Annotated in this window: 22 protein-coding genes; 13 read left to right on the top strand and 9 right to left on the bottom strand. The window is 63.7% G+C overall.

What is annotated here, in order from left to right:
* Positions 1–3: 3 nt before the first annotated feature.
* From U0004_RS19670 to tssF, 3 genes are read right to left on the bottom strand one after another with little or no spacing between them, the layout of a single operon-like run.
* The gene (locus tag U0004_RS19670) at positions 4–258 is read right to left on the bottom strand and encodes a PAAR domain-containing protein (protein ID WP_070258054.1); all 255 of its coding nucleotides are present in this window, start codon (positions 256–258) and stop codon (positions 4–6) included.
* A gap of 29 nt (positions 259–287) precedes the next feature.
* On the bottom strand, positions 288–1313 hold the full coding sequence (gene tssG / locus U0004_RS19665) for a type VI secretion system baseplate subunit TssG (protein WP_070258056.1): 1026 nt from the start codon (positions 1311–1313) through the stop codon (positions 288–290).
* Positions 1277–3082, bottom strand: coding sequence for a type VI secretion system baseplate subunit TssF (gene tssF, locus U0004_RS19660; protein ID WP_070258058.1), 1806 nt, complete (start codon positions 3080–3082; stop codon positions 1277–1279). Before tssF ends, tssG begins: the two co-directional genes overlap by 37 nt.
* 145 nt (positions 3083–3227) lie before the next feature.
* Here tssF and tssK point away from each other — a divergent pair, with 145 nt between their 5' ends.
* The 12 genes from tssK to U0004_RS19600 all read left to right on the top strand — a co-directional run bounded on the left by tssK (position 3228) and on the right by U0004_RS19600 (position 18193).
* A complete protein-coding gene (gene tssK, locus U0004_RS19655; protein ID WP_327076243.1) occupies positions 3228–4604 on the top strand; it encodes a type VI secretion system baseplate subunit TssK in 1377 nt (458 codons plus the stop codon).
* Between the two features lie 162 nt (positions 4605–4766).
* Positions 4767–7832: a sensor histidine kinase gene (locus tag U0004_RS19650; protein ID WP_070258060.1), complete on the top strand. Its 3066-nt coding sequence runs from the start codon at positions 4767–4769 to the stop codon at positions 7830–7832.
* Positions 7829–9994: a sensor histidine kinase gene (locus tag U0004_RS19645; RefSeq protein ID WP_070258062.1), complete on the top strand. Its 2166-nt coding sequence runs from the start codon at positions 7829–7831 to the stop codon at positions 9992–9994. The genes U0004_RS19650 and U0004_RS19645 overlap by 4 nt, the downstream gene beginning before the upstream one ends.
* Before the next feature lie 175 nt (positions 9995–10169).
* Positions 10170–12380 (top strand): EAL domain-containing response regulator, encoded by a 2211-nt coding sequence (locus tag U0004_RS19640; protein ID WP_070258064.1) that lies wholly within the window; start codon positions 10170–10172, stop codon positions 12378–12380.
* A 130-nt stretch (positions 12381–12510) separates the two neighbouring features.
* Positions 12511–13377, top strand: a complete 867-nt coding sequence (locus tag U0004_RS19635) for an urease accessory protein UreD (protein WP_070258065.1) — start codon at positions 12511–12513, stop codon at positions 13375–13377.
* Positions 13378–13402: 25 nt separating this feature from the next.
* A complete protein-coding gene (locus tag U0004_RS19630) occupies positions 13403–13705 on the top strand; it encodes an urease subunit gamma (RefSeq protein WP_034751936.1) in 303 nt (100 codons plus the stop codon).
* A gap of 29 nt (positions 13706–13734) precedes the next feature.
* Positions 13735–14064, top strand: a complete 330-nt coding sequence (locus tag U0004_RS19625; protein WP_070258066.1) for an urease subunit beta — start codon at positions 13735–13737, stop codon at positions 14062–14064.
* A gap of 1 nt (position 14065) precedes the next feature.
* Positions 14066–15766 carry an urease subunit alpha gene (ureC, locus tag U0004_RS19620; protein WP_070258067.1) on the top strand — a complete coding sequence of 567 codons (1701 nt, stop codon included), beginning with the start codon at positions 14066–14068 and terminating at the stop codon, positions 15764–15766.
* 13 nt (positions 15767–15779) lie between these two features.
* Positions 15780–16295, top strand: a complete 516-nt coding sequence (gene ureE / locus U0004_RS19615; RefSeq protein WP_070258068.1) for an urease accessory protein UreE — start codon at positions 15780–15782, stop codon at positions 16293–16295.
* The gene (locus tag U0004_RS19610; protein WP_070258072.1) at positions 16295–16975 is read left to right on the top strand and encodes an urease accessory protein UreF; all 681 of its coding nucleotides are present in this window, start codon (positions 16295–16297) and stop codon (positions 16973–16975) included. Before ureE ends, U0004_RS19610 begins: the two co-directional genes overlap by 1 nt.
* A 22-nt stretch (positions 16976–16997) precedes the next feature.
* On the top strand, positions 16998–17636 hold the full coding sequence (gene ureG / locus U0004_RS19605) for an urease accessory protein UreG (protein ID WP_070258073.1): 639 nt from the start codon (positions 16998–17000) through the stop codon (positions 17634–17636).
* Positions 17633–18193, top strand: a complete 561-nt coding sequence (locus U0004_RS19600) for a HupE/UreJ family protein (protein WP_231958068.1) — start codon at positions 17633–17635, stop codon at positions 18191–18193. Before ureG ends, U0004_RS19600 begins: the two co-directional genes overlap by 4 nt.
* Here U0004_RS19600 and U0004_RS19595 read toward each other — a convergent pair.
* Positions 18190–18801: a 1-acyl-sn-glycerol-3-phosphate acyltransferase gene (locus tag U0004_RS19595; RefSeq protein ID WP_034783164.1), complete on the bottom strand. Its 612-nt coding sequence runs from the start codon at positions 18799–18801 to the stop codon at positions 18190–18192. The two genes, U0004_RS19600 and U0004_RS19595, sit on opposite strands and share 4 nt — an antisense overlap.
* A 250-nt stretch (positions 18802–19051) precedes the next feature.
* On the opposite strand from U0004_RS19595, the gene U0004_RS19590 reads away from it, so the two are divergent.
* Positions 19052–19273, top strand: a complete 222-nt coding sequence (locus U0004_RS19590) for a hypothetical protein (protein ID WP_070258079.1) — start codon at positions 19052–19054, stop codon at positions 19271–19273.
* A 169-nt stretch (positions 19274–19442) separates the two neighbouring features.
* Here the strand turns inward: U0004_RS19590 and U0004_RS19585 are convergent, their stop codons facing one another.
* The 5 genes from U0004_RS19585 to U0004_RS19565 all read right to left on the bottom strand — a co-directional run bounded on the left by U0004_RS19585 (position 19443) and on the right by U0004_RS19565 (position 23362).
* Positions 19443–20507 carry an alkene reductase gene (locus tag U0004_RS19585; RefSeq protein WP_070258080.1) on the bottom strand — a complete coding sequence of 355 codons (1065 nt, stop codon included), beginning with the start codon at positions 20505–20507 and terminating at the stop codon, positions 19443–19445.
* A 68-nt stretch (positions 20508–20575) separates the two neighbouring features.
* A complete protein-coding gene (locus U0004_RS19580; RefSeq protein WP_070258082.1) occupies positions 20576–20872 on the bottom strand; it encodes an ArsR/SmtB family transcription factor in 297 nt (98 codons plus the stop codon).
* A gap of 140 nt (positions 20873–21012) precedes the next feature.
* Positions 21013–22185: a helix-turn-helix transcriptional regulator gene (locus tag U0004_RS19575; protein WP_070258084.1), complete on the bottom strand. Its 1173-nt coding sequence runs from the start codon at positions 22183–22185 to the stop codon at positions 21013–21015.
* 74 nt (positions 22186–22259) lie between these two features.
* Positions 22260–22841, bottom strand: a complete 582-nt coding sequence (locus U0004_RS19570) for a hypothetical protein (RefSeq protein WP_099388206.1) — start codon at positions 22839–22841, stop codon at positions 22260–22262.
* 158 nt (positions 22842–22999) lie between these two features.
* Positions 23000–23362, bottom strand: a complete 363-nt coding sequence (locus U0004_RS19565) for a DUF1304 domain-containing protein (protein ID WP_070258088.1) — start codon at positions 23360–23362, stop codon at positions 23000–23002.
* Positions 23363–23454: the final 92 nt, after the last annotated feature.

The following is a 23454-nucleotide window of genomic DNA, read 5'->3' as shown; positions in this document are numbered from 1 at the left end:
CCGTTACAGGGATGTGATCAGGTGGGCGCCGCAGGCGGTGGCATCGCCGTCATAGGCGTACGGCTTGCCCATGTGTTTTGCGCCGGCGCCATCCGGCGTGATCGGAAAATTGCCCTTGCACTTGGGGCAGAACGTTGTGTCGTCGGCCAGCGCCGCAGTCTTCCCCATCACGGTGCTGCCGGACGATGCGCTGGTGACCTTGCCGCCGTGATCGGTTGCGTCTCCGAGCCGGATGACGCCGCGTCCCGCATGTTTCATGCTTGCCTCGCTTTCCAAGAGTGAAGTACTCAAGCCAGTTGCAGCAAATAACGCACTTCGGCGCCGCGTACTTTGCCTTGTGCTGTCTGCAAGAACGTCGTCCAGCCCAAGCGCCGTCTTTCTGAAGGGTTGGAGCTCAGGAGCAGGGGAGTAATGCATGACGGACTCAATATCAGCCGCACTTCATATTGCAAGTCTGGTACGCCGAACAGCGCCAGCATCTTTGCCAAAGCCGCCGCGCCTGTGCTGCGCGGCAGAAAGCGTTGCAGGCCAGCAGCATCCAGCGGACCGATATGCAGGCACACGCGCATATCCTGGCGCCACAGCCGCAGGCCAAGCGTTGCGCCGCGCGCCAGCGTAAAGTTGACACTGCCCAGCAGGCTGCGCCTATCTTTTTCAAGATAGTCCCAGCCGCCGACAAATTGTTGCAGGGTGACGGGTACGGCGCAGTACTCGGCCAGCACGGGGCCGATTGTTTGCGCGGAGACGGGGCGGCAGCGCAGCAGACCCGCGTACCAGGCCGCGACATCCTGCGTCACAGCATCAGTATCTCCGTTCGACGGCAGTGCAGTGCGCTGCACGCCGGCCAGTGCCATCAGCAAAGGTAGTTGCGCATCCGTTGCCTGGGTCTGGAGCGTGGATTCCAGTCGATACTTTTCCCACGCCTGGTAATACAGCGTGAGCATGCGGTGCGAAAAGATATCGAGGAAGGCCGGAACGCCGGCGTCTTTGCTCGACAAGCGGTGGCCGGCGATACGTTCCGAATGGTGCAAAGGCAAGGTACCGCCGATGCCCAGAAAGCGCATGAACGTCGGTATCAAGGTCAGCTGTTCATTGTCGTCGAGTGAAAGCTGTTCGATTTCACTGGCGGGAAAACTCAATGACAAGCTGTTCTTGAAACGCAACACATGGCCAAAGGCTTGCGCATGGGACACGTTCTGCTGACGTAGCCAGCACAGCAGAATACGTATTGCCTGCACGAATTGGTAGCGGTACGGCTCGGCCAGCAAGTGGTGCATTACACCAGATTCTGCAGTCCGCTTCTTGGTTTGCATCGGATCAGCTCCTCTCCGCTTTGCAGTGACAGCACCACCAGTTCGATGAAACTGTTGATTTGCACATATAGCCCAAGGAAGTGATCGATCACCTGCACAAACAGGTGCATGCTGCTGCCGACGAACGCCCCCTCGTCAAGCGTGATGCGCACCTCCACGCCATGCGTCAGCGAGGTGCCGCGCTTGTGCCGCAGCCATGTCGTGGTCGGCGAGTGCATCAGTGCGACGATGCCGTCGATCTGGCGTTGCGAGCTTGCCGATTGGGACAGGTCATACAGTGTCAGCATTTCGCGCAGCGCCGGCAAGCCCTCCTGGACCAGCGCGTGATGATTCAGCGTCAGGTGCGAAATCAGGCGCCAGTGCAGGCCCGCGCCCGCTGAAAAGCGTCGCGGCTGGCTGGGGCGTCGCAGCATGTGCAATGCGGGTCCGCCGCCGCACGGTTGCAAGTCTCCTTGCGGCTGGCCGTATTTGAGCGATAGCGGAAGATCGCGGTTACTGCATGTCAGCGACAGCGACAAGCTGGCCTTTTCATGGATCAAGGGATTGAAGTCGCCATCGACCAGCGTGATTTTCTTTTCATGGCCAGGACTTTTGATGGCCAAAGCCATGTCGTGGCGAACGATCCAGTAATGGCCTTGTTGCGCCGCGCTTTCGCCATGGCGCAGGCTGTACAGCGGGCGAAATTCGGTCAGCGTGCTTTCCCCTCCCCGCTGGCGCAACAAACGCACCGTATCGACAGTGACGACTTCGTAACCATGGGCATGGGTAGCATGGGCCAGCACGGCGTAGTCGGCTTTCTGCCGGGTGATGGCGATCGGCACGCCTTCCTGGCGGAAAAGATTGACCGCCGGACTGCAGCCCAGCCTTAAGTTTTCGCTGGAAATGCTGGACAACATGCGTGCCGCAGCGCAATCGGGTCGCAAACCTGCCATGCACAGATGCAGGGTAAAGCGCTGGCACCCAGGCGGCAGGGCCGCACTCAGCGTCGCGATATCGATGTCGAAGAAATTGAATTTTTCCGGATACGCAAAATACTCGCTCAGGATGCGGTAGGCCGGCTGGGAACGGGCACCGAAAGGTATCAAGGCATCCGCGTCGGCGAAGCCGACGGGCGTCAAGGGCACGGCGGGTAAAGCAAACCATTGCACTGCGTCGATGGACACAAAAGCGCAGACTGCATGCATGAACAAGGCATCGCGCAATGCGGCGGAAAAAGAAGCTTCGCCATCGATGAAAACGCGCAGTGATGCAGGTGCTGCGTCGAGATGCCGGATGCCGATGTTCAGCGAGGAACTGGCTTGTGCCGGCAGGCGCACGCCTGGCGGCGGCTTGATCATCGCTTCGAAAACCACGCTTTCCAGTATCGATGCTCCTGTCGTCATGCCGTAGGCAGTCTTGAAGCGGCAACGCACGCCGCGCACAGGCGTTGCGTCCATTTCGCTGCCGGCCGGCAAGTGCGATACGCCCACTCCATCCGCCGGGGCGGACTGGTGCACGATGGAGCACGATGGAAAGGGGCGCAGATAATGGGGGAACAGGGCTTCGAACAAGGCTTCGGTAAATTGCGGATAGTCGTCATCGAGCCGTTTCGAGATGCGCGCCGCCAGCATGGCCACCGATTCGATCAAGTGTTCGACGTGCGGATCTTCGCAAGACTCGCCGGACATGTGCAGTTTGCCGGCGATTCGCGGATAGCATTCGGAGAACTCACGGCAATGTCGCCGCAGCATCACCAGCTCGCGTTCGAAATACGGCAGCAAGTCCTCCATCTCTCTTTTCCTGTGTCTTTGCGGCTGAATGGCCAGTATCCGAGCGTTTGCCCAAAGGTAAATTGCGTTTGCGCAAATAATTGAATAGGGTTACTGCGCAACATCAAAGACGTCAACGCTGGCCACCTCAGACTGGCAAGGCAGCATGATTCCAACGGTCAACATGGAGAACGCGATGACATTGCCATCCAAATTACTTTGGTCCGAAGGACTGGCCATCGGTCCCCAGCAGTTCCAGCAGCTGGACCGCTACCATGAAGCGCGGCTGCAACGTCTGGCCTCACTCATTAATCCACATTTATGGGGCGTGCACAGCGTCAGCTGGAATGCGGATGCACTGGCCAGCAACAGCCTGCGGGCGGACGCCATGTCGCTCGTCTTTCAGGATGGAGAGCTCTTTGACGCGCCGCTTGGCGATGTATTGCCCAGTGCGGTTGACCTGTCCAAGCTACCTTCCAGCGAACATAGTTTTACGTTTTATGCCGCGCTGCCCGCGCTGCAGGCACATGGCGGCAATTCGAGTTCTGCCGGCGCGCGCTATGTTCAGGTGGATATCGAAACTCCGGATCTGTACAGCGAAGCAGTCAGCATTGACGTGGCTTACCTGAAGAAACGCGTGTATCTTCTGTCGCAACTGGAGCCCCTGAATGATTACCTTGCCATTCCGCTGATCCGTTTGTACCGCGCTGGCAATGGCGGCTTTGAAGTCGATACGTCCTTCATTCCACCTGGCCTGACCATCAGCGCCGAGTCTTCTCTGCAAAAAATGCTCGAGTCGCTGATCGACCGCATGGGCGCGAAAGTTGAGGCGCTGTACAGCCGCCACCGTCAGCCCGGTAAAAATACGGTTGAATTTCATGGCGGGGATGTTTCCTCATTCTGGATGCTCAATACATTGAGTACGGCCAGCGCCACGCTCAGCCATTGCGCCAGTTACCGGCGCCACCATCCCGTATATTTGTTTGAAAAATTGATGGCATTGGCCGGTGGCTTGATGACGTTTTCGAAAAAATACACACTGAGCGACTTGCCGGCGTATTGTCACGATGACGCGGCTCCCGGTTTCGGCAAGCTCGATGGCATCATTCGCGACCTGATCGATACTGTGCTGCTGTCGCGCTATTTCCCGATTGCGCTGTCCAACGACATGCAACAAAACACCCACTATCACGGCTTGCTCGATGCCAAGCGGATTGACCGGCAGACCGAACTCTGTCTTGCGGTAAACGCCGATATGCCGGCGCTGGAACTGGTCGCCACGGTGCCATTGCAGTTCAAAGTTTCCTCTCCGGACACTATCGAACTATTACTGGGGCGGGCGCTTCCGGGTGCCGAGTTGCGTCATATGGCCCAGGTCCCTGCCGAAGTGCCAGTGCGGCCCAATACGTATTACTTTTCGATCGATAACAAGGGCAGTATTTATGACAGCATGATCAAGGCCCAGGCGATTGCGATTTATGTGCCGTCTGGCATAAAAGGGTTGAAGCTGGAATTGTTCGGTATCAGCGGCACCGCCGCGTAACGATGGTGGGCGTGGCGAGCGGATGTCTTGTCAAAAGATTGCCCTAAGGAATAGACTTGCCCCTGCAGTTGACGTTATCATGTTTTTGTAAGTGTCGGTGGCTGAGCAGTCAGCGCATAGTTGAAACATGGTGACAGGCGGGAGTGAGCATGGGCATGGCGAATGATGCGTGATGTGCCGGGCGGCTGGCGGCCTGGCGGCGGGATGGGCAGGGCAGCGGTGCGTCGCTGTGGCCGCGCATTGCTGCTGGCGTTCTGTGTCGCCGCAGCCCCGGCCGCCGCGCCGGCTGCGCCGCCGCACCAGGGCCAGCGCGTGCTGTTTCTCAACGCCTACGATTACGGCCGCGCCGGCGTGGAGTCGTACACGCGGACCTATGTGGCCGCCATGGCCGCCGCGGGCCTGGCCAGCGAAGACATCATGGTCGAGCACCTGAACCTGAATACCCAGGGCGACCCGGCGCTGCGCAACGAGATGCGTGATTTGTTGCTTTTAAGATACACCCAGATGATGGGCCGCAAGGCCGACCTGATCATCGCCATGCAGCAGCCGGCGCTCGATTTTTTATTGTCCGACCTGGCGCCGCTGGCGCGCGGCGTACCCGTGCTGGCGATTAACACCTCGGGCAAGGCTTTGCCGGCCGGCAGCCCGGCATCCATCTGGCAGCAAAAGGCGAATGTCGATTTCCCCGGCACCCTGGCGCAAGCCATGGCGCTGTTCCCGGAGACCAAAACCATCGTCATGGCCGTCGGCGCCAGCGAGGCCGACCAGGCCTTGAAGCGCAACATGCAGCAGGCGGCGCAGGCGTGGCAGGGCAAGGTGGCCATGCGCTACCTCGATGACCTGACCCTGGAGCAGATGCGCGCGGCCGTGGCGCACCTGCCCGCCGATACCTTGCTGGTGGCGGGCAACGTCAACCGCGACGTGGACGGCGCCATCGCCACGCCCGTGCAGTTTGCAGGGGAACTGGCGCGGCTGGCGAACGTGCCCGCGTTCGGCATGTACAACACGAACGTGGGCAAGGGGATCCTCGGCGGCTCCATCCTGCATATCGAAGGGGCCGCGCAGCAGGTGGCGCAGATGTCGCTGGCCGTGTTGGCCGGCAAGGCGCCTGCCGCGCCGGGCGCCTTGCTGCCGCCGGTCCGCCCGGTGCCCATGTATGACTGGGAACAGCTGCAGCGCTGGGATGCGGACTTCAGCCGGCTGCCGCCGCATACCCTGTTCTTCAACCGCCCGCCACAGCTGTGGCACGAACACCGCGTCGCCGTGCTGTCGGCCGGCGCCGTGTTTCTTGCCATGGCGTGCATGCTGAGCGCCTTGCTGCTGCAGCGCCGCCGCCTGCGCCGCGCCGAGAGCGATGCGCGCGAAAGCGAGCAGCGCTTCCGCATCCTCGTCGAGCATGCGCCCGAAGCCATCGTCGTGTATGACCTGGACCTGGACCGCTTCATCGATGCCAACAGCAGCGCGCAGCGCATGCTGGGGATGTCGCGCGAAGCGCTGCTGGCGCGTGGGCCGTTCGACCTGTATACCGGCGAGCAGCCCGATGGCCTGCCGCTGGGACTGATGATGGAAGAGCATCTGCGCCGCGCCATGCTCGGTGAACCCATCCTGGTTGAGCGCAATGTGCGGCGTGCCGACGGCAGCATCTTTCCATGCGAAGTGCGGCTGGTGCGCTTGCCTATGGAAGGGCGGCGCCTGGTGCGCAGCGGCATCGTCGACATTTCCGAGCGCAAGCAAAGCGAGCAGGAGCTGCTCGGCTACCGCGACCATCTGGAAGAATTGGTGCAGCAGCGCACGGCGGCCCTGTCGGTGGCCGTCACGGAGGCCGAATCGGCGAACCGCGCGAAAAGCGTCTTCCTGGCCAACATGAGCCACGAATTGCGCACGCCCTTGAATTCCGTGATCGGCTTTTCGCAGATGATGGCCGATTCGAGCAGCATGTTCGAGGAAGAAAAGCATAACCTGGCCATCATCAACCGCGCCGGCCATCATTTGCTGACCTTGATCAACGATATCCTGGAATTGTCGAAGATCGAGGCGGGCCGCATGCAGCTGCAAGCGGGGCCCGTGGACTTGAATGGCTTGCTCGACGAGGTACTCGAGATGGTGCGCATGCGCTCCGGCGACCAGGGCATCGCGCTGCGGCTCGAACGTGCCGGCGTGCCGCCGCTGGTGCGTCTCGATGGCGCCAAGCTGCGCCAGGTGCTGTTGAATTTGCTGTCGAACGCGCTCAAGTTCATCGAGCAGGGAAGCGTGACCCTGTCGCTGGCCTGCCAGGCGGACGGCGATGGACAGGTGGCGCTGGCGTTTGCCGTGCGCGATACGGGCAGCGGCATTGCGGAAGAGGATCTGGAGCGCATCTTTGAACCGTTCGTGCAGGCCGACAGCGCCGTGGCGCAGGCTGGCACGGGACTGGGGCTGACCATTTCGCGCGAATTCGTGCGTCTGATGGGCGGCGAGCTGCGCGTCGAATCGACCCTGGGGGCCGGGTCCCGCTTCAGTTTCGAGCTGCGCGCGCCGGTGCTGCAGCAGCCGGCCATCGCGTCGCTGGCGCCGGGTCGCGTGGCGCGCCTGCCGCCGTCCCAGCGCGGGCGCATGGTGCTGCTGGTCGACGATGACGATAACTGCCGCAAGCTGCTGGCCGGCTTGCTGGCGCCGCTGGGCTTCCAGCTGCAGGAGGCGGCGGGCGGCGTGCAGGCGCAAGCCATGCTGGCGGCGCAGCGCTACGACATCGTGCTCAGCGACTGGCGCATGCCGGACATGGATGGCCTGGCGCTGACGCGCTGGCTGCGCGCGCAGCCGGCGCTGGTACAGCCGCGCCTGGTGATCATGACCGCCTCCGCCTTCGAGGAAGAAAAGCAGGAGGCGTTGGCGGCCGGCGCCGACGGTTTCCTGCGCAAGCCGATCGAGCAGGAACACCTGTTCGCCATGCTGGAGCAGCAGCTGGGCGTGCGCTTCCAGCGTACTGCCGCCGCGCCGCCGCGCGTGCCGGTGGCTGTCTTTGACTTGCAGCAGGCGCTGGGCCAGCTGGGCGCTGCCGAGCGGCAGGCGCTGCTCGAATCCGTGCAAGCCCTCGATCTGCGCCGCAGCGCCATCGTGCTGGCCGGCGTGGCGACCAGCCTGCCGCAGTTGGCCGCGCATATCGCCGCCATGCTGGAACAGCATCAGTACCAGCCGCTGTGCGCCTTGCTGGCGCAGCTGGCGAGCGAGCCGCAGGGCGAGGACGCATGACTTTTCACTTGCCCAAAGACGCGCGCCTGGGCGGCGTGTCCATCGTGCTGGCCGTCAGCGTGGCGCTGACCTTTGTCGTCACCGCGCTGCTGCTGGTGTTTGCCGTGCTGTTTTACCAGTCCGAACGCGAGCAGCGCTGGCAGCAGCTGCATCGCAGCCTGGCCGTGAGCGCGGACCAGCTGGCCGTGGCCATCGAATTGCCATTGTGGAATCTCGATGAAAAGCAGATGCAGGCCATCATGCGCAGCATGCTGGGCAAGCGCGACCTGGTGGCCAGTTCCCTGACGCCGGGCATCGGCAAGGAGGCGCTGGTCTTGCGCCGCACTGCGAGCGGCGCCATCGACAGCTTTTCCTCGTTGTCCGCGGAGCCCGACTGGCTGGTGCAGCGGCGCCCCGTGACGATGGGCGGACAGGTCATCGGCAGCGTGGCCGTGTATGCGACGCCGGCGCTGCTGCACGCGCAGCTGCAGCAGCGCGCGCTGGGCATCGGCGCCATGATCGTGGCGCTCGACGTGATCCTGGTGGCCAGCGTCTGGCTGCTCATGTGGTGCCTGATGCTCAAGCCCCTGAAGGCGATCGGCCAGTATGCGGCCGGCATCAAGGCGGGGCAGGGCGAAGCATTCGGCACGCCGCCGAAAGCCTGGTTCCTGGGCGAACTGCGCACGCTGTACCGCTCCATCCGCGACATGGTGGCACTGCTCGACAGCCGCTACCGCGCCCTGCAGCGCAGCGAGGAGCGCGTGCAGATGGCCACCGGCGCGGCCAGCATCGGCATCTGGGACTGGAACGTCATCAACGATGCCTTGCAGTGGGATGAGCAGATGTACGCGCAGTTCAAGGCCGATGCGGACAGCAGGATGGCACCCGCGGCGATCTGGCGCGCGGCGCTGATGCCCGACGACGTGCCTGCCGCCAAGGAAGCCCTGCGCGCCGCGCTGGGAGCCGGCCAGGCGTTCACGCACGAGTACCGCATCCTGTGGCCCGATGGCGCCATCCGCTACATCAAGGCCGATGCCGTGATCTTCCGCGACGGGCAGGGCCAGCCCATGCGCCTGGTGGGCTCGAACTACGACATCACGGCGCACCGCGAGGCCGAACTGGAACTGCTGCGCCACCGCCATCACCTGGAAGAGCTGGTGGCCGAGCGCACGAGCGCCCTGTCGGTGGCCGTCAGCCAGGCGCAGGCGGCGAACCGCGCCAAGAGTACCTTCCTGGCGAACATGAGCCATGAACTGCGCACGCCCTTGAATTCCGTGATCGGCTTTTCGCGCCTGATGGCCGCCTCGCCCAACATGCAGGACGATGAAAAGCGCAACCTGGCCATCATCCACCGCTCCGGCAATCATCTGCTTACCCTGATCAATGAAATCCTCGAACTGTCGAAGGGCGAGGCGGGACGCCTTCACGCGCAGACGGCCGTGGCTGCGCTGGCGCCCCTGTTGCAGGAAGTGATGGACATGTTGGGCATGCGCGCCGAGCAGCAGGGCCTGGCCCTGCGCCTCGATTGCGCGGACCTGCCGGCGGCCGTGGTGCTCGACGCGACGCGCTTGCGCCAGGTGCTGCTGAACCTGATGTCGAACGCCGTCAAATTTGCCGGCGGCGGTGAAGTCACCTTGCGCGTGCGCGCTGAGCGGCGCGATGGCGATCAATGGATGCTGTCGTTTGCCGTCAGCGACACGGGCATCGGCATCGCCCCGGAGGACCAGCAGCGCATTTTTGAACCCTTCGTGCAGGCCGACAGCGCGGGACCGAAGGATGGCACGGGCCTGGGCCTGGCCATTTCGCGCGAATTCGTGCAATTGATGAAAGGCGAATTGACGGTGGAATCGATGCCGGGGCAGGGCGCCACCTTCCGTTTCAGCATACCCGCGCAGGCGGCGGAAGCGCCCGTGCAGGTGCCCGTGCCGCTGCCGGCGGCGCCGGTGCCCGAGGCGCCGCCGGCGCTGCGGGCGCGAGACTTGCAGTTGCTGCCAGGTGAAGAGCGCGCGGCCTTGCTGGTGGCGCTGCGCGAATTGAACCTGGCCAGGGTGGCGCTGCTGCTGGGTGACTTGCCGCCGGCGGCTGCGCCCGTGCTGGCGCCGCTGCAAGCCATGCTCGACCAGCATCAGTACCGCCAGCTGTGCGACTTGCTGGAGAGTGAGGGCGCGCTGGCGCACGCTTGAAAAGTGTGGGCTGACAACATCGGATTCGATGAAAAGACGGGCTAAGTGCCACCGATGGATGGTGCTAAATTGCAATAAAGATTATGATGATAGTACGTAGTTCATCGCAAAGAAATGTCTTGTCCAGCGCGGCAATGGATCGCCGCGCCTCATCCAAAGCTGAGAGAACTGCTACATGCACCGCGATTTTTCGGAAGTGAATTCGAAGGGCGAAGTACTGATCGTTGAAGATACGCCGGCTTCGCTGAAGCTGTTGAGCGATTTGCTGGGCGGCGCCGGCTATGCGGTGCGCCAGGCGCCGAACGGTGAACTGGCCCTGTGGACGGCCCAGGCGCGCCCGCCCGAGCTGATCCTGCTCGACGTGCGCATGCCGGGCCTCGACGGCTTTGAAGTGTGCCGCCGCCTGAAGGAAATACCATCCCTGCGCCAGGTGCCGGTGATCTTCCTGTCGGCCCAGTACGATACGGACGACAAGGTGCGCGGCTTCGCGCTGGGCGCCGTCGATTTCATCGCCAAACCCTTCCAGGCCGAGGAAATCCTGGCCCGCACCGATGCCCACGTGCGCCTGGCGCGGGCGCAGCTGCAGCTGGCGCAGGAGCGCGCCAACCTGGAACGGCGCGTGGCCGAACGCACGGCCGAACTGGAGCAGGTGGCCAGCACCCTGGCGCGCGAAGTGCAGATCCGCCGCGCCAATGAAGAATTGCTGCGCCTGTCGGGCCAGGTCTTTGAAGCGACCCAGGACGCCATCCTGATCACGGATCCTGCCGGCGTCATTGTCACGGCCAATCCCGCCTTTACGCGCATCACCGGCTACGCGGCGCAGGAAGTGGTGGGCACGGACATCCTGCGCCTGCACGCCGAACACACGGGCGAAGCGGTGCTGCTGGCCCTGCGCCAGGGCTTGCGCAGCAGCGGCTGCTGGTCGGGCGAGGTGCAGACGCGGCGCAAGAGCGGCGACACCTATCCCTGCCTGCTCAGCGCCTCCACCGTGCACGGGCCCGATGGCGCCGTCGTCAACTACATCGGCGTCTTCCTCGACATCAGCGAGCGCAAGGCCGAGCAGCATCTGATCGATTTCCTTTCCTACCACGACGCGCTGACGGGCTTGCCGAACCGCGTGCTGCTGCGCGAGCGCTTCGAACAGGCGCGCGCGAACGCCCTGCGCGACAACCAGCAAGTGGTGCTGATGTGCCTGGACCTGGACCGCTTCAAGAATATCAACGATTCGCACGGCCAGGCCGTGGGCGACAAGGCGCTGCAAGTGGTGGCGCGTTTCCTGTCCGGCTGCGTGCGCGAGGGCGACACGGTGGTGCGCCAGGGCGGCGACGAATTCCAGATCCTGCTGCAGGACGATGCCCTGCTGGGGCGCACCCTGGGGCTGGCGCAAACCATCCTGGCCGGCTTGCGCGAAGAACTCAGCGTCGATGGCGAGCGCCTGGCGCTGACCACCAGCATCGGCATCGCCATGTGCCCGGCCGACGGCGACAGCCTCGACGACGTGCTGCGCCACGCCGATACGGCCCTGGTGCGCGCCAAGGAAATGGGACGCGACCATTACGCCTTCTTCACGGAGCGCATGGGCAGCGATATCCGCGCCCGCCTGGCGATGCAGCAGCAGCTGCGCGGCGCCATCGGCCGCGATGAATTCGAAGTGCACTACCAGCCGCAGATGTGTTTGCGCACGGGCGCCTTGCTGGGCGCGGAAGCCTTGCTGCGCTGGGATAATCCGGTGCTGGGCAAGGTGCCGCCCGGCCTGTTCATCGCGCTGGCAGAGGAATACGGCTCGATCACGGCCATCGGCGAATGGGTGCTCGAAAGCGTGTGCGCGCAGATCCGCGCCTGGCACGACGCGGGCCTGGGCAGCATCAAGGTGGCCGTCAACCTGTCCGGCAAGCAGTTCGCGCAAGACCGCACGGTGCCGTTCGTCGAGGCAGCCTTGCGCAAATACGCCATCGCGCCCGCCTGCCTGGGCATCGAGATCACGGAAAGCACGGTGATGGGCGATCCGGACAAGGCCGTGGCGGCCCTCACGCGCCTGAAGGATATCGGCGTGGGCATTTCGCTCGACGACTTCGGCACCGGCTATTCCAGCCTGGGCTACCTGAAGCGCTTTCCCATCGACGTGCTGAAGATCGACAAATCGTTCGTTGACGATGTCACCACCAGCAGCAGCGACGCGGCCATCGCCCGTTCCGTCATCTCGCTGGCGCACAACCTGGACATGCGCGTCATCGCCGAAGGCGTGGAAACGCGCGCACAGGTCGACTTCCTGACGGAACACGGCTGCGACGAAATGCAGGGCTATTACTTCAGCCGCCCCCTGGCCGCGGAAGCCTTCACGGCCTTGCTGCGCGAACGGCGCACCCTGGCCGTGGCGGCGGCCTAAGCGCCGCGGTGCGGCCGATGCACCATGCCGGTGCGTTCGCTGCAGCGCGGTGCACGATTCTCACTTTTATTTCCCCTGACGCTGGCACATATCCTGCTTAGGTAATCGCTTATTTACGCGATTGCCCCGCATGCCAGACAGTACCCCTCCAGCCATGCTTTTGCAGGCCAGCGCACACGGCGCCTGGCAGGCGCACTTGCGCCTGGGCTTTGCGCTGCACGATGGCGTCAGCCGCCTCGTCGAGCGTACGCACAGCGGCCCCCTGCGCGTGCAAAAGCCCCTGTATCCGGAAGGCGATCGCGTCTGCCACGCCATCATCATCCATCCGCCCGGCGGCGTGGTGGGCGGCGACCAGCTGGCCGTCGACGCCACGGTGGGCGAGGGCGCGCACGCCTTGCTCACGTCCCCGGGCGCCGCCAAGTGGTACCGCGCCAACGGCCATGTCTCGGGCCAGCACATCATGCTGCGCGCCACCAGCGGCGCGGCCATCGAGTGGCTGCCGCAGGAGAGCATTTTCTTCGACCAGGCTTGCGTGCGCCTGCGCCAGGAAGTGGAACTGGCGGCCGACGCCAGCTACATCGGCTGCGACATCGTCTGCCTGGGCCGCAGCGCCTCGGGCGAAATGTTCAACACGGGCAGCATCAGCCAGCAGGTGCGGATCCGCCGCGGCGGCACGCTGCTGTGGTGGGAGCAGGGCGTGCTGGCCGCCGGCGGCGCGCTGATGGCCAGCCCGCTGGGCCTGGGAGGCCACACCGTGTGTGCCACCCTGATCGCCATCGGCACGCCAGTTTCTCCCGCCGTGCTGGCGGCCGTGCGCGAGATCGCCGTGCCGGACGGCGCCGCGTTTGGCGCCACGCACATGAAATCGCTGGTGGCGGTGCGCCTGCTGTGCGGCGACAGCGAGGCGGCGCGCCGCATCATGCTGGCCGCCTGGCAGCTGCTGCGTCCCGCCATGCTGGGGCGCGACGCCGTCGTGCCCCGCATCTGGAACACTTAATCAGGAAAGAAGCGCAAGGAAAAACATGGACCTGACTCCCCGCGAAAAAGACAAGCTGCTCATTTTTACGGCCGCGCTGCTGGCCGAACGGCGCCTGGCGCGCGGCTTGAAGTTGAATTATCCGGAAGCGGTGGCCCTGATCAGCGCGGCCATCATGGAAGGGGCGCGCGATGGCAAGTCGGTGGCGCAGCTGATGTCGGACGGCACGAAGATACTTTCGCGTGCCGACGTCATGGACGGCATCGCCGAGATGATCCCCGATATCCAGGTGGAGGCGACCTTCCCCGACGGCAGCAAGCTGGTCACCGTGCACCACCCGATACCTTAACCAACCAAGCGACATTACAGGAGCCGGTCATGATCCCAGGCGAATACAAATTGGAAGAAGGCGAAATCAGCTTGAATGTCGGACGCGCCACGGCCACCGTGGTAGTGGCCAACCGGGGCGACCGGCCGATCCAGGTGGGCTCGCATTTCCACTTTTTCGAAGTCAACCCTGCGCTGTCCTTCGAGCGCTGGCGCGCCTACGGCATGCGCCTCAATATCACGGCCGGCACGGCCGTGCGCTTCGAGCCGGGCCAGCAGCGCACGGTGGAACTGGTGGCGCTGGCGGGCGAGCGCAAGGTCTACGGCTTCAATGGCGCAGTGATGGGCGAACTGCAAGACACTCCACCGGGAAAGGATTGAGATGGCCAGCATTCCCCGCAGCGCGTATGCCGAAATGTTCGGCCCCACCAAAGGGGACCGCATCCGCCTGGCCGACACGGAATTGTTCATCGAGGTCGAGCATGACTACGCGATCTACGGCGAAGAGGTGAAATTCGGCGGCGGCAAGGTGATCCGCGACGGCATGGGCCAGTCGCAGCGCTGCGCGGCCGAGGTGATGGATACCGTCATCACGAATGCCGTCATCCTCGACCACTGGGGCATCGTGAAGGCGGATATCGGCTTGAAAAACGGGCTGATCTTTGGCATCGGCAAGGCGGGCAATCCGGACATCCAGCCCGGCGTGACCCTGGCTATTGGCGGCGCCACCGAGATCATCGCCGGCGAAGGCATGATCGTCACGGCCGGCGGTGTCGACACGCACATCCACTTCATCTGCCCGCAGCAGATCGAGGAAGCGCTGATGAGCGGCGTGACCACCATGCTGGGCGGCGGCACGGGACCGGCCGTGGGCACGGCCGCCACCACCTGCACGCCGGGGCCGTGGCACTTGCACGCCATGCTGGCGGCGGCCGACGCCTTCCCGATGAACCTGGGCTTCATGGGTAAAGGTAACGTCAGCCTGCCGCTGCCGCTGGAAGAGCAGGTGCGCGCGGGCGCCATCGGCTTGAAACTGCACGAAGACTGGGGCAGCACGCCGGCCGCCATCGACAACTGCCTGTCCGTCGCGGACCGCATGGATATCCAGGTGGCGCTGCACAGCGACACCCTCAACGAAGGCGGTTTTCTCGAACACACCTTGGCCGCCTTCAAGGACCGCACCATCCACACCTTCCACACGGAAGGCGCGGGCGGCGGCCATGCGCCCGACATCATCGCCGCCGTGGGGCAGGCCAACGTGCTGCCTTCGTCGACCAATCCCACGCGGCCCTTCACCGTCAACACGCTCGACGAGCACCTGGACATGCTGATGGTGTGCCACCACCTGGACCCGGCCATTGCCGAAGACGTGGCCTTTGCCGAGTCGCGCATCCGCCGCGAAACCATCGCCGCGGAAGACATCCTGCACGACATCGGTGCCATCTCGATGATGTCGTCCGACTCGCAAGCCATGGGGCGAGTCGGCGAAGTGATCATGCGCACCTGGCAGACGGCGCACAAGATGAAGGTGCAGCGGGGGCCGCTGGCGCCCGATACGGCGCGCAGCGACAATTTCCGCGCCAAGCGCTACATCGCCAAGTACACGATCAACCCGGCCATCACGCATGGGATCTCGCATGTGGTGGGGTCCATCGAGGCGGGCAAGATCGCCGACATCGTGCTGTGGAAGCCGGCCTTCTTCGGCGTCAAGCCGTCGATGATTCTAAAAGGCGGCATGATCGCGGCCGCGCAGATGGGCGACCCGAACGCTTCGATCCCCACGCCGCAGCCCGTGCACTATCGCATGATGTTCGGCGCCTTCGGCGGCGGCCTGAAAAAGTCGTTTACCTTTGTCTCGCAGGCGGCCTACGACCTCGATATCGGCCGCCAGCTGAAACTGAATAAATCCGTCATCGCCGTGAAGAACATGCGCGGCTTGCGCAAGCACGACATGATCCACAACAGCGCCACGCCGCACATGGAAGTGGACCCGGAAACCTACGCCGTGCGCGCCGACGGCCAGCTGCTCGTGTGCGAGGCGGCCGCCGTGCTGCCGATGGCGCAGCGCTATTTTCTATTTTAAGCAGGAGACAATCATGCTCACATTGCATACCAAGCTGGCACCTGGCGATGAACGCGCGCCGTTTGCGCAACTGGTGCTGCCCTACGATCAGCGCGAAAAATGCCGGCTGCGCGCCGTGCTGTCGACTGGCGACGACGTGGCCGTGTTTACCGTGCGCGGCACGGTGCTGCGCGACGGCGAGCGCATGACGGGGCCGGATGGCCAGGTGGTGCAGATCGTCGCCGCGCGCGAGCCAACCTACCTGGTGCGCTGCGCGGATGCGCATACCCTGCTGCGCTGCGCTTTTCACTTGGGGAACCGCCACACGCAGGCGCAGGTGGGCGACGGCTTTTTGCGCATCCGCAAGGATGTCGTGCTGAAGGAGATGCTGGAAGGCTTGCAGGCGAGCGTGACGGAAGAGAGCGCGCCGTTCGAGCCGGAAGCGGGCGCGTATGGCGGCGGCCATGGCCACCACGACGGCCACGGCCAGCACTTGTTGGCGCCCGTGCCGCTGCGGCAGAAAATCCACCGCCCTGGTGACATTGCATGATGCAGGCGTCCGCCCTGCTGCATTTGCTGCAGTTCGCCAGCCCGGCCTTGCCGATCGGCGCCTACAGCTATTCGCAGGGGCTGGAGGCGGCGCTCGAATCCGGCCTGGTAGTGGATGCGGCCACGGCGCGCGAGTGGATCGCCCAGCATCTGACGCACGTGGTGGCGCGTTGGGAAGCCCCGCTGTGCTGGCGCTTGATGCAAGCGTTCGAAGCGCAGGATTTGTGCGCCGTGCAGCGCTGGAGCGAGCGTTTCATCGCTTCGCGCGACACGGCGGAATTTCGCGCCGAGACCATCCAGATGGGCTATTCGCTGACCAAGTTGCTGGCCGAGCTGGGCGTGGCCGACGGCGTGCTGATTGACATGCTGCAGGGTCAGCCGGAGGTGGCCTTGCCCACGGCCTATGCCTGCGCCGTGGCGGCGCTGGCGATTCCGCGCGAAGAGGCGCTGCTGGCCATGCTGTTTGCGTGGGCGGAAAACCAGGTGCTCGTCTGCGTGAAATCCGTGCCGCTGGGGCAGGTGGCGGGCCAGCGGCTATTGCTGTCGCTGCGGCCCGAGCTGGAAGCGGCGGCCCTCACGGCGCAGACGTTAGCAGACGACGAGATGGGCAACTGGGCGCCCGGCCTGTCGCTGCTGTCGATGCGGCACGAAGTGCAGTACAGCCGGCTGTACCGTTCCTGAAAATTTTATGAGAGAGCAAAAAATGACATCGATCACCTCCAATCCCCTGCGCGTGGGTATCGGCGGCCCCGTCGGATCGGGCAAGACGGCCCTGTGCGAAATGCTGTGCAAGGGCATGCGCGAGCGCTACGACATGGCCGTCATCACGAATGACATCTACACCAAGGAAGACATGGAAATCCTGCTGCGCGCGGATGCCTTGCCGGCCGAGCGCCTGATGGGCGTGGAGACGGGCGGCTGCCCGCACACGGCCATCCGCGAAGACGCGTCCATCAACCTGGAAGCGATCGCGCGCATGCAGGCAGATTTTCCGAATCTCGATTTGATCCTGGTCGAATCGGGCGGGGACAATCTGGCCGCCACCTTCAGCCCGGAATTGTCGGACCTCACCATTTATGTGATCGACGTGGCCGGCGGCGAAAAAATTCCGCGCAAGGGCGGGCCCGGCATCACGCGTTCCGATTTGCTCATTATTAACAAGACGGACCTGGCGCCGTATGTGGGGGCCAATCTGGACATCATGGCGCAGGATGCCAAACGCATGCGCGGCGAGCGCCCCTTCGTGTTCACCAACCTGCGCAGCGGCGACGGCGTGCAGATCGTTATCGACTTTATCCGTGAGCAAGGTTTGCTCGATCAACCAGGCAAGGAGCTGCAATGAGCGCAAGACTGATGAAGAATACGGCCGCCGTGGCGGCGCTGTGCCTGCTGGCCTTGCCCGCCATGGCCCACCCCGGCCATGGCGAGAGCGCCGGTTTCCTGGCCGGTTTCGCCCATCCGTTCACGGGCATCGACCATTTGCTGGCCATGCTGGGCGTGGGCATCTGGGGCGGCCAGCAGCGCCGCGGCCTGGCCCAGCCCGCCACTTTCCTCGGCATGATGCTGCTCGGTGCGCTGGCCGGCATGGCGGGCGTGGCGGTACCCGGGCTGGAAACAGGTATCGCCGCCACGGTGGCGCTGGTGGGACTGGCCATCGCGCTGGCGCTGGCCTTGCCGAACTGGCTGGGCATGGGATTGGTGGGCCTGTTTGCGCTGGCGCATGGCAATGCGCATGGCCAGGAATTGCCTGCCGCCTCGGCCGCGTGCGGCTTCCTGCTGGCTTCGGCCACCTTGCTGGGGGCGGGACGTTTCATCGGCCAGGTACTGGCCGAGCGCATGCTGCGTGTGGCCGGCGTGGCCTTGACGGCTGCCGGCGTGGTGCTGATGGGAATGAATTAAGCGCCGGGGCGACGTTCCGACAGCACGATGGGCGCCGCCTTTTCAGGATGCAAGCCCTGGTGGCCCGCATACACGGCGGCGATGGCGGCCATGTCGGCGTCCTTGTCGCCCGTCAGATAGATATGGTCGACGACGCCCAGCACCTTGTTCGGGTAGTCGATATACACCAGCAACAGCGGCACCTTGGCGGCCAGGGCCAGGTGATAAAAGCCGCTCTTCCAGTTCGGGCGGTAGCTGCGCGTCGCTTCCGGCGTGATGGCCAGCCAGTACCAGTCGGCGGCTAGCATGCGCTCGGCCTGGCGCTGGATCGTGCCGCTGGTGGTACTGCGGTCGACGGGTTCGCCGCCGAGGTAGCGCAGCACCTTGCCCATCGGGCCGCGGAACAGGGAATCCTTGGCCAGCCAGCGGAACGGCAGGGACAGCGCCCATTTGCCGAACAGGCCCACCATGAAATCCCAGTTGGACGTGTGCGGGTAGACGACGGCGATGCCGCGCGGTCCCGGCAGGGGACGGAAGCGCATGCGCCAGCCAAACAGGTGCAGCACGCGCAGCGCGCAGCGCTGGTGCCAGGTCGGCAAGTCGCCCGCTTTTACAAATAAATCGTCCATTGATACCCTTCAGTGACACTGTTCTTAATGGGATGGCGCTGGTGGCCATTTTCCTTGAAGCAAAAATTCTGCGCAGGCATTCTATACGGGGCTGGCGATGGCGACAAGCAGCCGAGGCCGCTATTCATGCGGTGTCGAGGCGGTTGCTGCCGCTATTTTAACGATGCTTGGCCACTGTGTCGGGCACTAAATGCGCACAATGTGGTCAAAACTTGACGCAGCGTTGATCCACCCGACATGGAGCCATGGCATGAAAAACAACATCGATGATGTAAATGGGGAGCATGTGCGAACGGACAAAGTGATGGCCGAGCTCGTCGAGCGGGGCGTCGCTTTTCATCACACCCTGGGACGGACGGTGGCGACAGCCTATTTGCGCGAACACGCGGTACCGGTCGAGGTGATACGCCGGGTCTTCAGCAGCGTGCAGGCGCGTCGTCCGGCCCGGCCGGCACGGCGCCGATGGCGCTGACGATGGGGAGCGGCGGTGTCATTAAAAAAAGCGGCGAAAACGGCGGGCGCCGCGATCGTCACGCAGTGAGTTGCGTTGGTATCGTTGCGTCCGCAGCCAGTGGGGGATGAGCAGCGTAGTGCCGCTCAGGGAGCTCTCAGGGTATTCTCAGGGAGTCTCAGGGAGCCGTTCAGGCTTGTACCGCCAGTGCCGGGTAGTCCGTGTAACCGGCAGCGGCCGCTGCGTACAGGGTATCCGGGTTCAGGGGATTCAATGGCGCGTCGCTGTGCAGGCGGATGGGCAGGTCGGGGTTGGCGATGAACCACAGGCCAAAGGCCACGGCATCGGCTTCACCGTTGGCCAGCAGGGCTTCGGCCGCCGCTTTGTCCATTTTCTCATTGGCAATGTACACGCCGCCAAATTCCTGCTTCAGGTACGGGCCCAGGCGGTCGTCACCCAGCGCTTCGCGGGCGCAGATGAAGGCGATGCCGCGCTTGCCCAGCTCGCGTGCCACATAGCCGAAAGTGGCGCGCGGTTCGGAATCGCCCATGTCGTGCGCATCGCGGCGCGGTGCCAGATGCATGCCGACCCGGTCGGCGCCCCACACGTCGATGCACGCGTCCGTCACTTCCAGCATCAAACGGGCGCGGTTTTTAACCGAGCCGCCATAGTTGTCGGTACGCAAGTTGGTGCTGTCTTGCAGGAACTGGTCGAGCAAATAACCATTGGCGCCATGGATTTCCACGCCGTCGAAACCGGCTTTTTTCGCATTCTCGGCGCCCAGGCGGTAGGCTGCCACGATGCCGGGGATCTCTTCCGTGTCCAGCGCGCGTGGCGTGACGAATTCCTGTTTCGGGCGCAGCAGGCTGACGTGGCCGGCCGGCTTGACGGCGCTGGGCGCCACGGGCAAGTCGCCATCGAGGAAGACGGGGGCGGAAATGCGGCCCACATGCCACAGTTGTAATACGATCAAGCCGCCTGCGTCATGCACGGCCTGGGTGATGTGTTTCCAGCCTTCCACCTGTTCTTCGGACCAGATGCCCGGCGTGTCGGCATAGCCCACGCCTTGGGGCGTGACTGCCGTCGCTTCCGAGATGATCATGCCGGCCGAAGCGCGCTGCGTGTAGTACTCGGTCATCAGGGCGTTGGGCACGCGGCCCGGGTTGCCGGCGCGCGAACGCGTCAGCGGCGCCATGATGATGCGGTTTTTCAGTTGCAAACTGCCAATGGTGATGGGGTCGAATAAAGTTGCCATGATTGTCATTTCCTTGTTGGGGCCGCTCGGGCGGCGTTGAGACGGGGTTGTCAAGATGAACTATGTGCTTACAAACCTTGCTGCATGTGTTCGAGGAAGGCTTCGATGGTGGTTTCATTGCGGCTGAAGAAACTCCATTGGCCCACCTTGGTGGCCGAAATCAGGCCTGCCTTCTGCAAGCTGGCCAGGTGCGCCGAGACCGTCGATTGCGACAGGTTCAGGCGGCGGTCGATCAGGCCGGCGCATACGCCCAGGTGCAGCGGGTGATCCTGCTCCTGGAAATACAGCTGCGGTTCTTTCAGCCATTGCAAAATCTGCCGGCGCACCGGATTGGCCAGCGCCTTGTGGATGGCGTCGATATCCATATTGTTTCTCCTGAACATACAATTCGCTTTTAAGCGATGTATATATCGTAGTTGTTCAATTCTAATATCGCTGTTTTACGATATATCTATCTTACGATATAAATGAAAAGCGTGCTGGCGGCGCGCGTTTTTGAACGGATTCAGGCGGGTAGGGGATTGCGCTGCAGCACGGCCGGGCCCGTCAGCACGATGCGCACCAGATCCACCTGGCGCTGGGCGCCGGCCTTGGCGGTGGCGCTCTTGATCTGCGTGCGCGCCGTGTGGATGGAAATGCGCTGGCGTTCGGCGTATTCCTGCAAGGAATAGCCGTTGACGAGCGCTTCCGTCAGGCGCGCCTCGGCCACCGTCATGCCATAGAAATTGCGCAGGGTGGCGGCCAGGGAGGTGATCAGGTCGCTGCTATCGCTGAGGAAAACGGCGATGGCGCTGGCCGAGCCGAACGGACTGTGCCAGGAAGGCAGGGGCGTGACGCGCAGGCGCAGCTGTTCGCCCGTCAATCCATTCAGGTTGAGCACGCCGCCGGGACCGCCTGCCGCCGTCGTGCCCGTTTGGGCCGCCTCGTGCAGCATGCGCCGCAGCGCGCCGTTGTCCGCTTCGCGCGGGCAATACAGGGGTGCGCCTTCGCGCAGCTGCAGCAGCCGCGTCGACGCCGTCATGGCCAGTGCTCGCTCGTTGGCGTACAGCAGTTGCGACGTGGCATCGAGCAGCAGCACGCCAAACGGCAGCAATTCCAGCACCTGCGTGGAACTCTGGGACAGCACTTCCAGCCGGCGCAGCTTGCGCTGCAGGGCAAAGGCCGTTTGCAAATGCGGCATCAGGCTGCGGACCAGCGCCAGTTCGCCCGCGTCATAGGCGCCCGCCTGTTCGCGGCGCACCACGGTGACATTGGTGGAGCGCTCGGCGCGCAGTTCGACGATGGCCGCCGCCGTATAAAAGATGTCTTGCGGGCGCAGCCAGTCGTTCCAGTATTCGGTTTTCTTCAGGCAATGGTCGGGAAACAGCATGGAGCCGGTGACGACGGCACCCTCGCGGTGCAGGGTGGCGTCTTCCAGCCAGACATTGCGCGCGCCGTAATAGCTGGCAAAGCTGGCCATGGCATCCGACTCGAAGCCATACGTGGCGGACAGGCCGCTGCCGGGCAGCTGGACGTCGACCGAGCGGTTGCTGAAATCATTGGCCCAGATCAAACCGGCGTGCGATTTCAGTTGTCGCGCAAAGGCGGCGAGGAATTGCGACCAGGCGCCATGCCGCGTGGCCGCTTCGTAGATCAGGGCAGTCAGTGCCTGGCTGGCGACGGCGAGCGATGGCGTCATTGGCGATCCTCATGGCGGCAAGCGGTGGACAAGACACATCTGGGGGCGGCCCTTGCTACGGCCGCCCGGCTTCCCTAGCGCGATTCCAGCCAGCTTTTGCCGCCGGATGTGCACGTGCTGAGGCTGGCATACTGGCTGACATAGTTATAGCCGCTGCCGCAGCCGCCTTCGCCCGATTTGACGGGACCGTAGCAAGCGCCTTCATAGCTGAGCTTACCACTGACGGTGGTGCTCTTGACACAGAAATTGTAGTTGCTTGCCGTCGTGTTGTTGGGCAAGGTTGGGCCATTGTTTTGCCCGCAGCCGAGCTCCTTGCTCACGGAGCGCGCGTAGTCGACCATTTTCTGGTACGTGCCGCTGTAATAGGTATCGGCAACGGTTTTTTGCCCCTGTTTGCAGGCGGCGACCACGCTGTCGTATCCCGAGTCCGCCTGGGCGTAGTTGCCCGATACCTGGACGCCGCAGGCGCTGGCCTGCTTGCGTTCCGTATCGCTGATCAGGTTGCTGTACTGGCAGTTTGCCGAGGTGCCGCTGGTGCCGCCGGCGCTGGTGGAACCGCTGCCGGAGCCGCTGCCGTCGCTGCCGCCGCCACCGCAGGCGGACAGCATGAGGCAGCCGAGCAATGTGACGGCAAAGGTGGTTGGATGTGCTTGCATGATTTCCCCTGTGGACTGTGACTTGCCACCATGTGTCTGGTGGTATTTTTGCTACAAGGAATTGTATCGGGCATGTTTTTTGGAAACATCACCCATTTGGGGTATGCGCAGGCAGTGCTGAGCGGGCCAGGGCGGCCGGCTGGCCGCCCTGGCAGGTATCAGGCGAAGTGGAACAGCAGCAAGGCGATGACGGCAGGCACGGTTTGCAGGTAGAGGATGCGCGTCATGACGGTCGCTGCGCCCCACACGCCGGCCACGGCGATGCACGCCAGGCCGAACACGGTGAACGCATAGGCGATGGCCGCGTCCGGGTGAAAAAAGCCCAGCGCCAGGGCGGCGACGAGAAAACCGTTGTAGCAACCCTGGTTCGACATGGCGGGACGCACGATCTCTGCCTTTTCCTTGGACAGGCCAAACACCTTGCGTCCGCGCGCATCGAACAGCACGGTTTCCAGCAGCACGATGTAGACGTGCAGCAGCAGGATGAGGGCGGTAAGGATTTGGGCCAGAAGTAGCATCATTGTTCCCGAAAGTGAATGGATGCAGCAATTATGCTGCCATCAGCATGTTTTTTGGCAACTTTCGATTGGAGCGACCGTACTAGAAAAAATGT

The sequence above is a fragment of the Janthinobacterium lividum genome (genome assembly GCF_034424625.1).
GTDB lineage: Bacteria > Pseudomonadota > Gammaproteobacteria > Burkholderiales > Burkholderiaceae_D > Janthinobacterium > Janthinobacterium lividum.
Note: the sequence above shows the minus strand (reverse complement) of the source record. Positions and strands in the feature narration are given on the sequence as shown.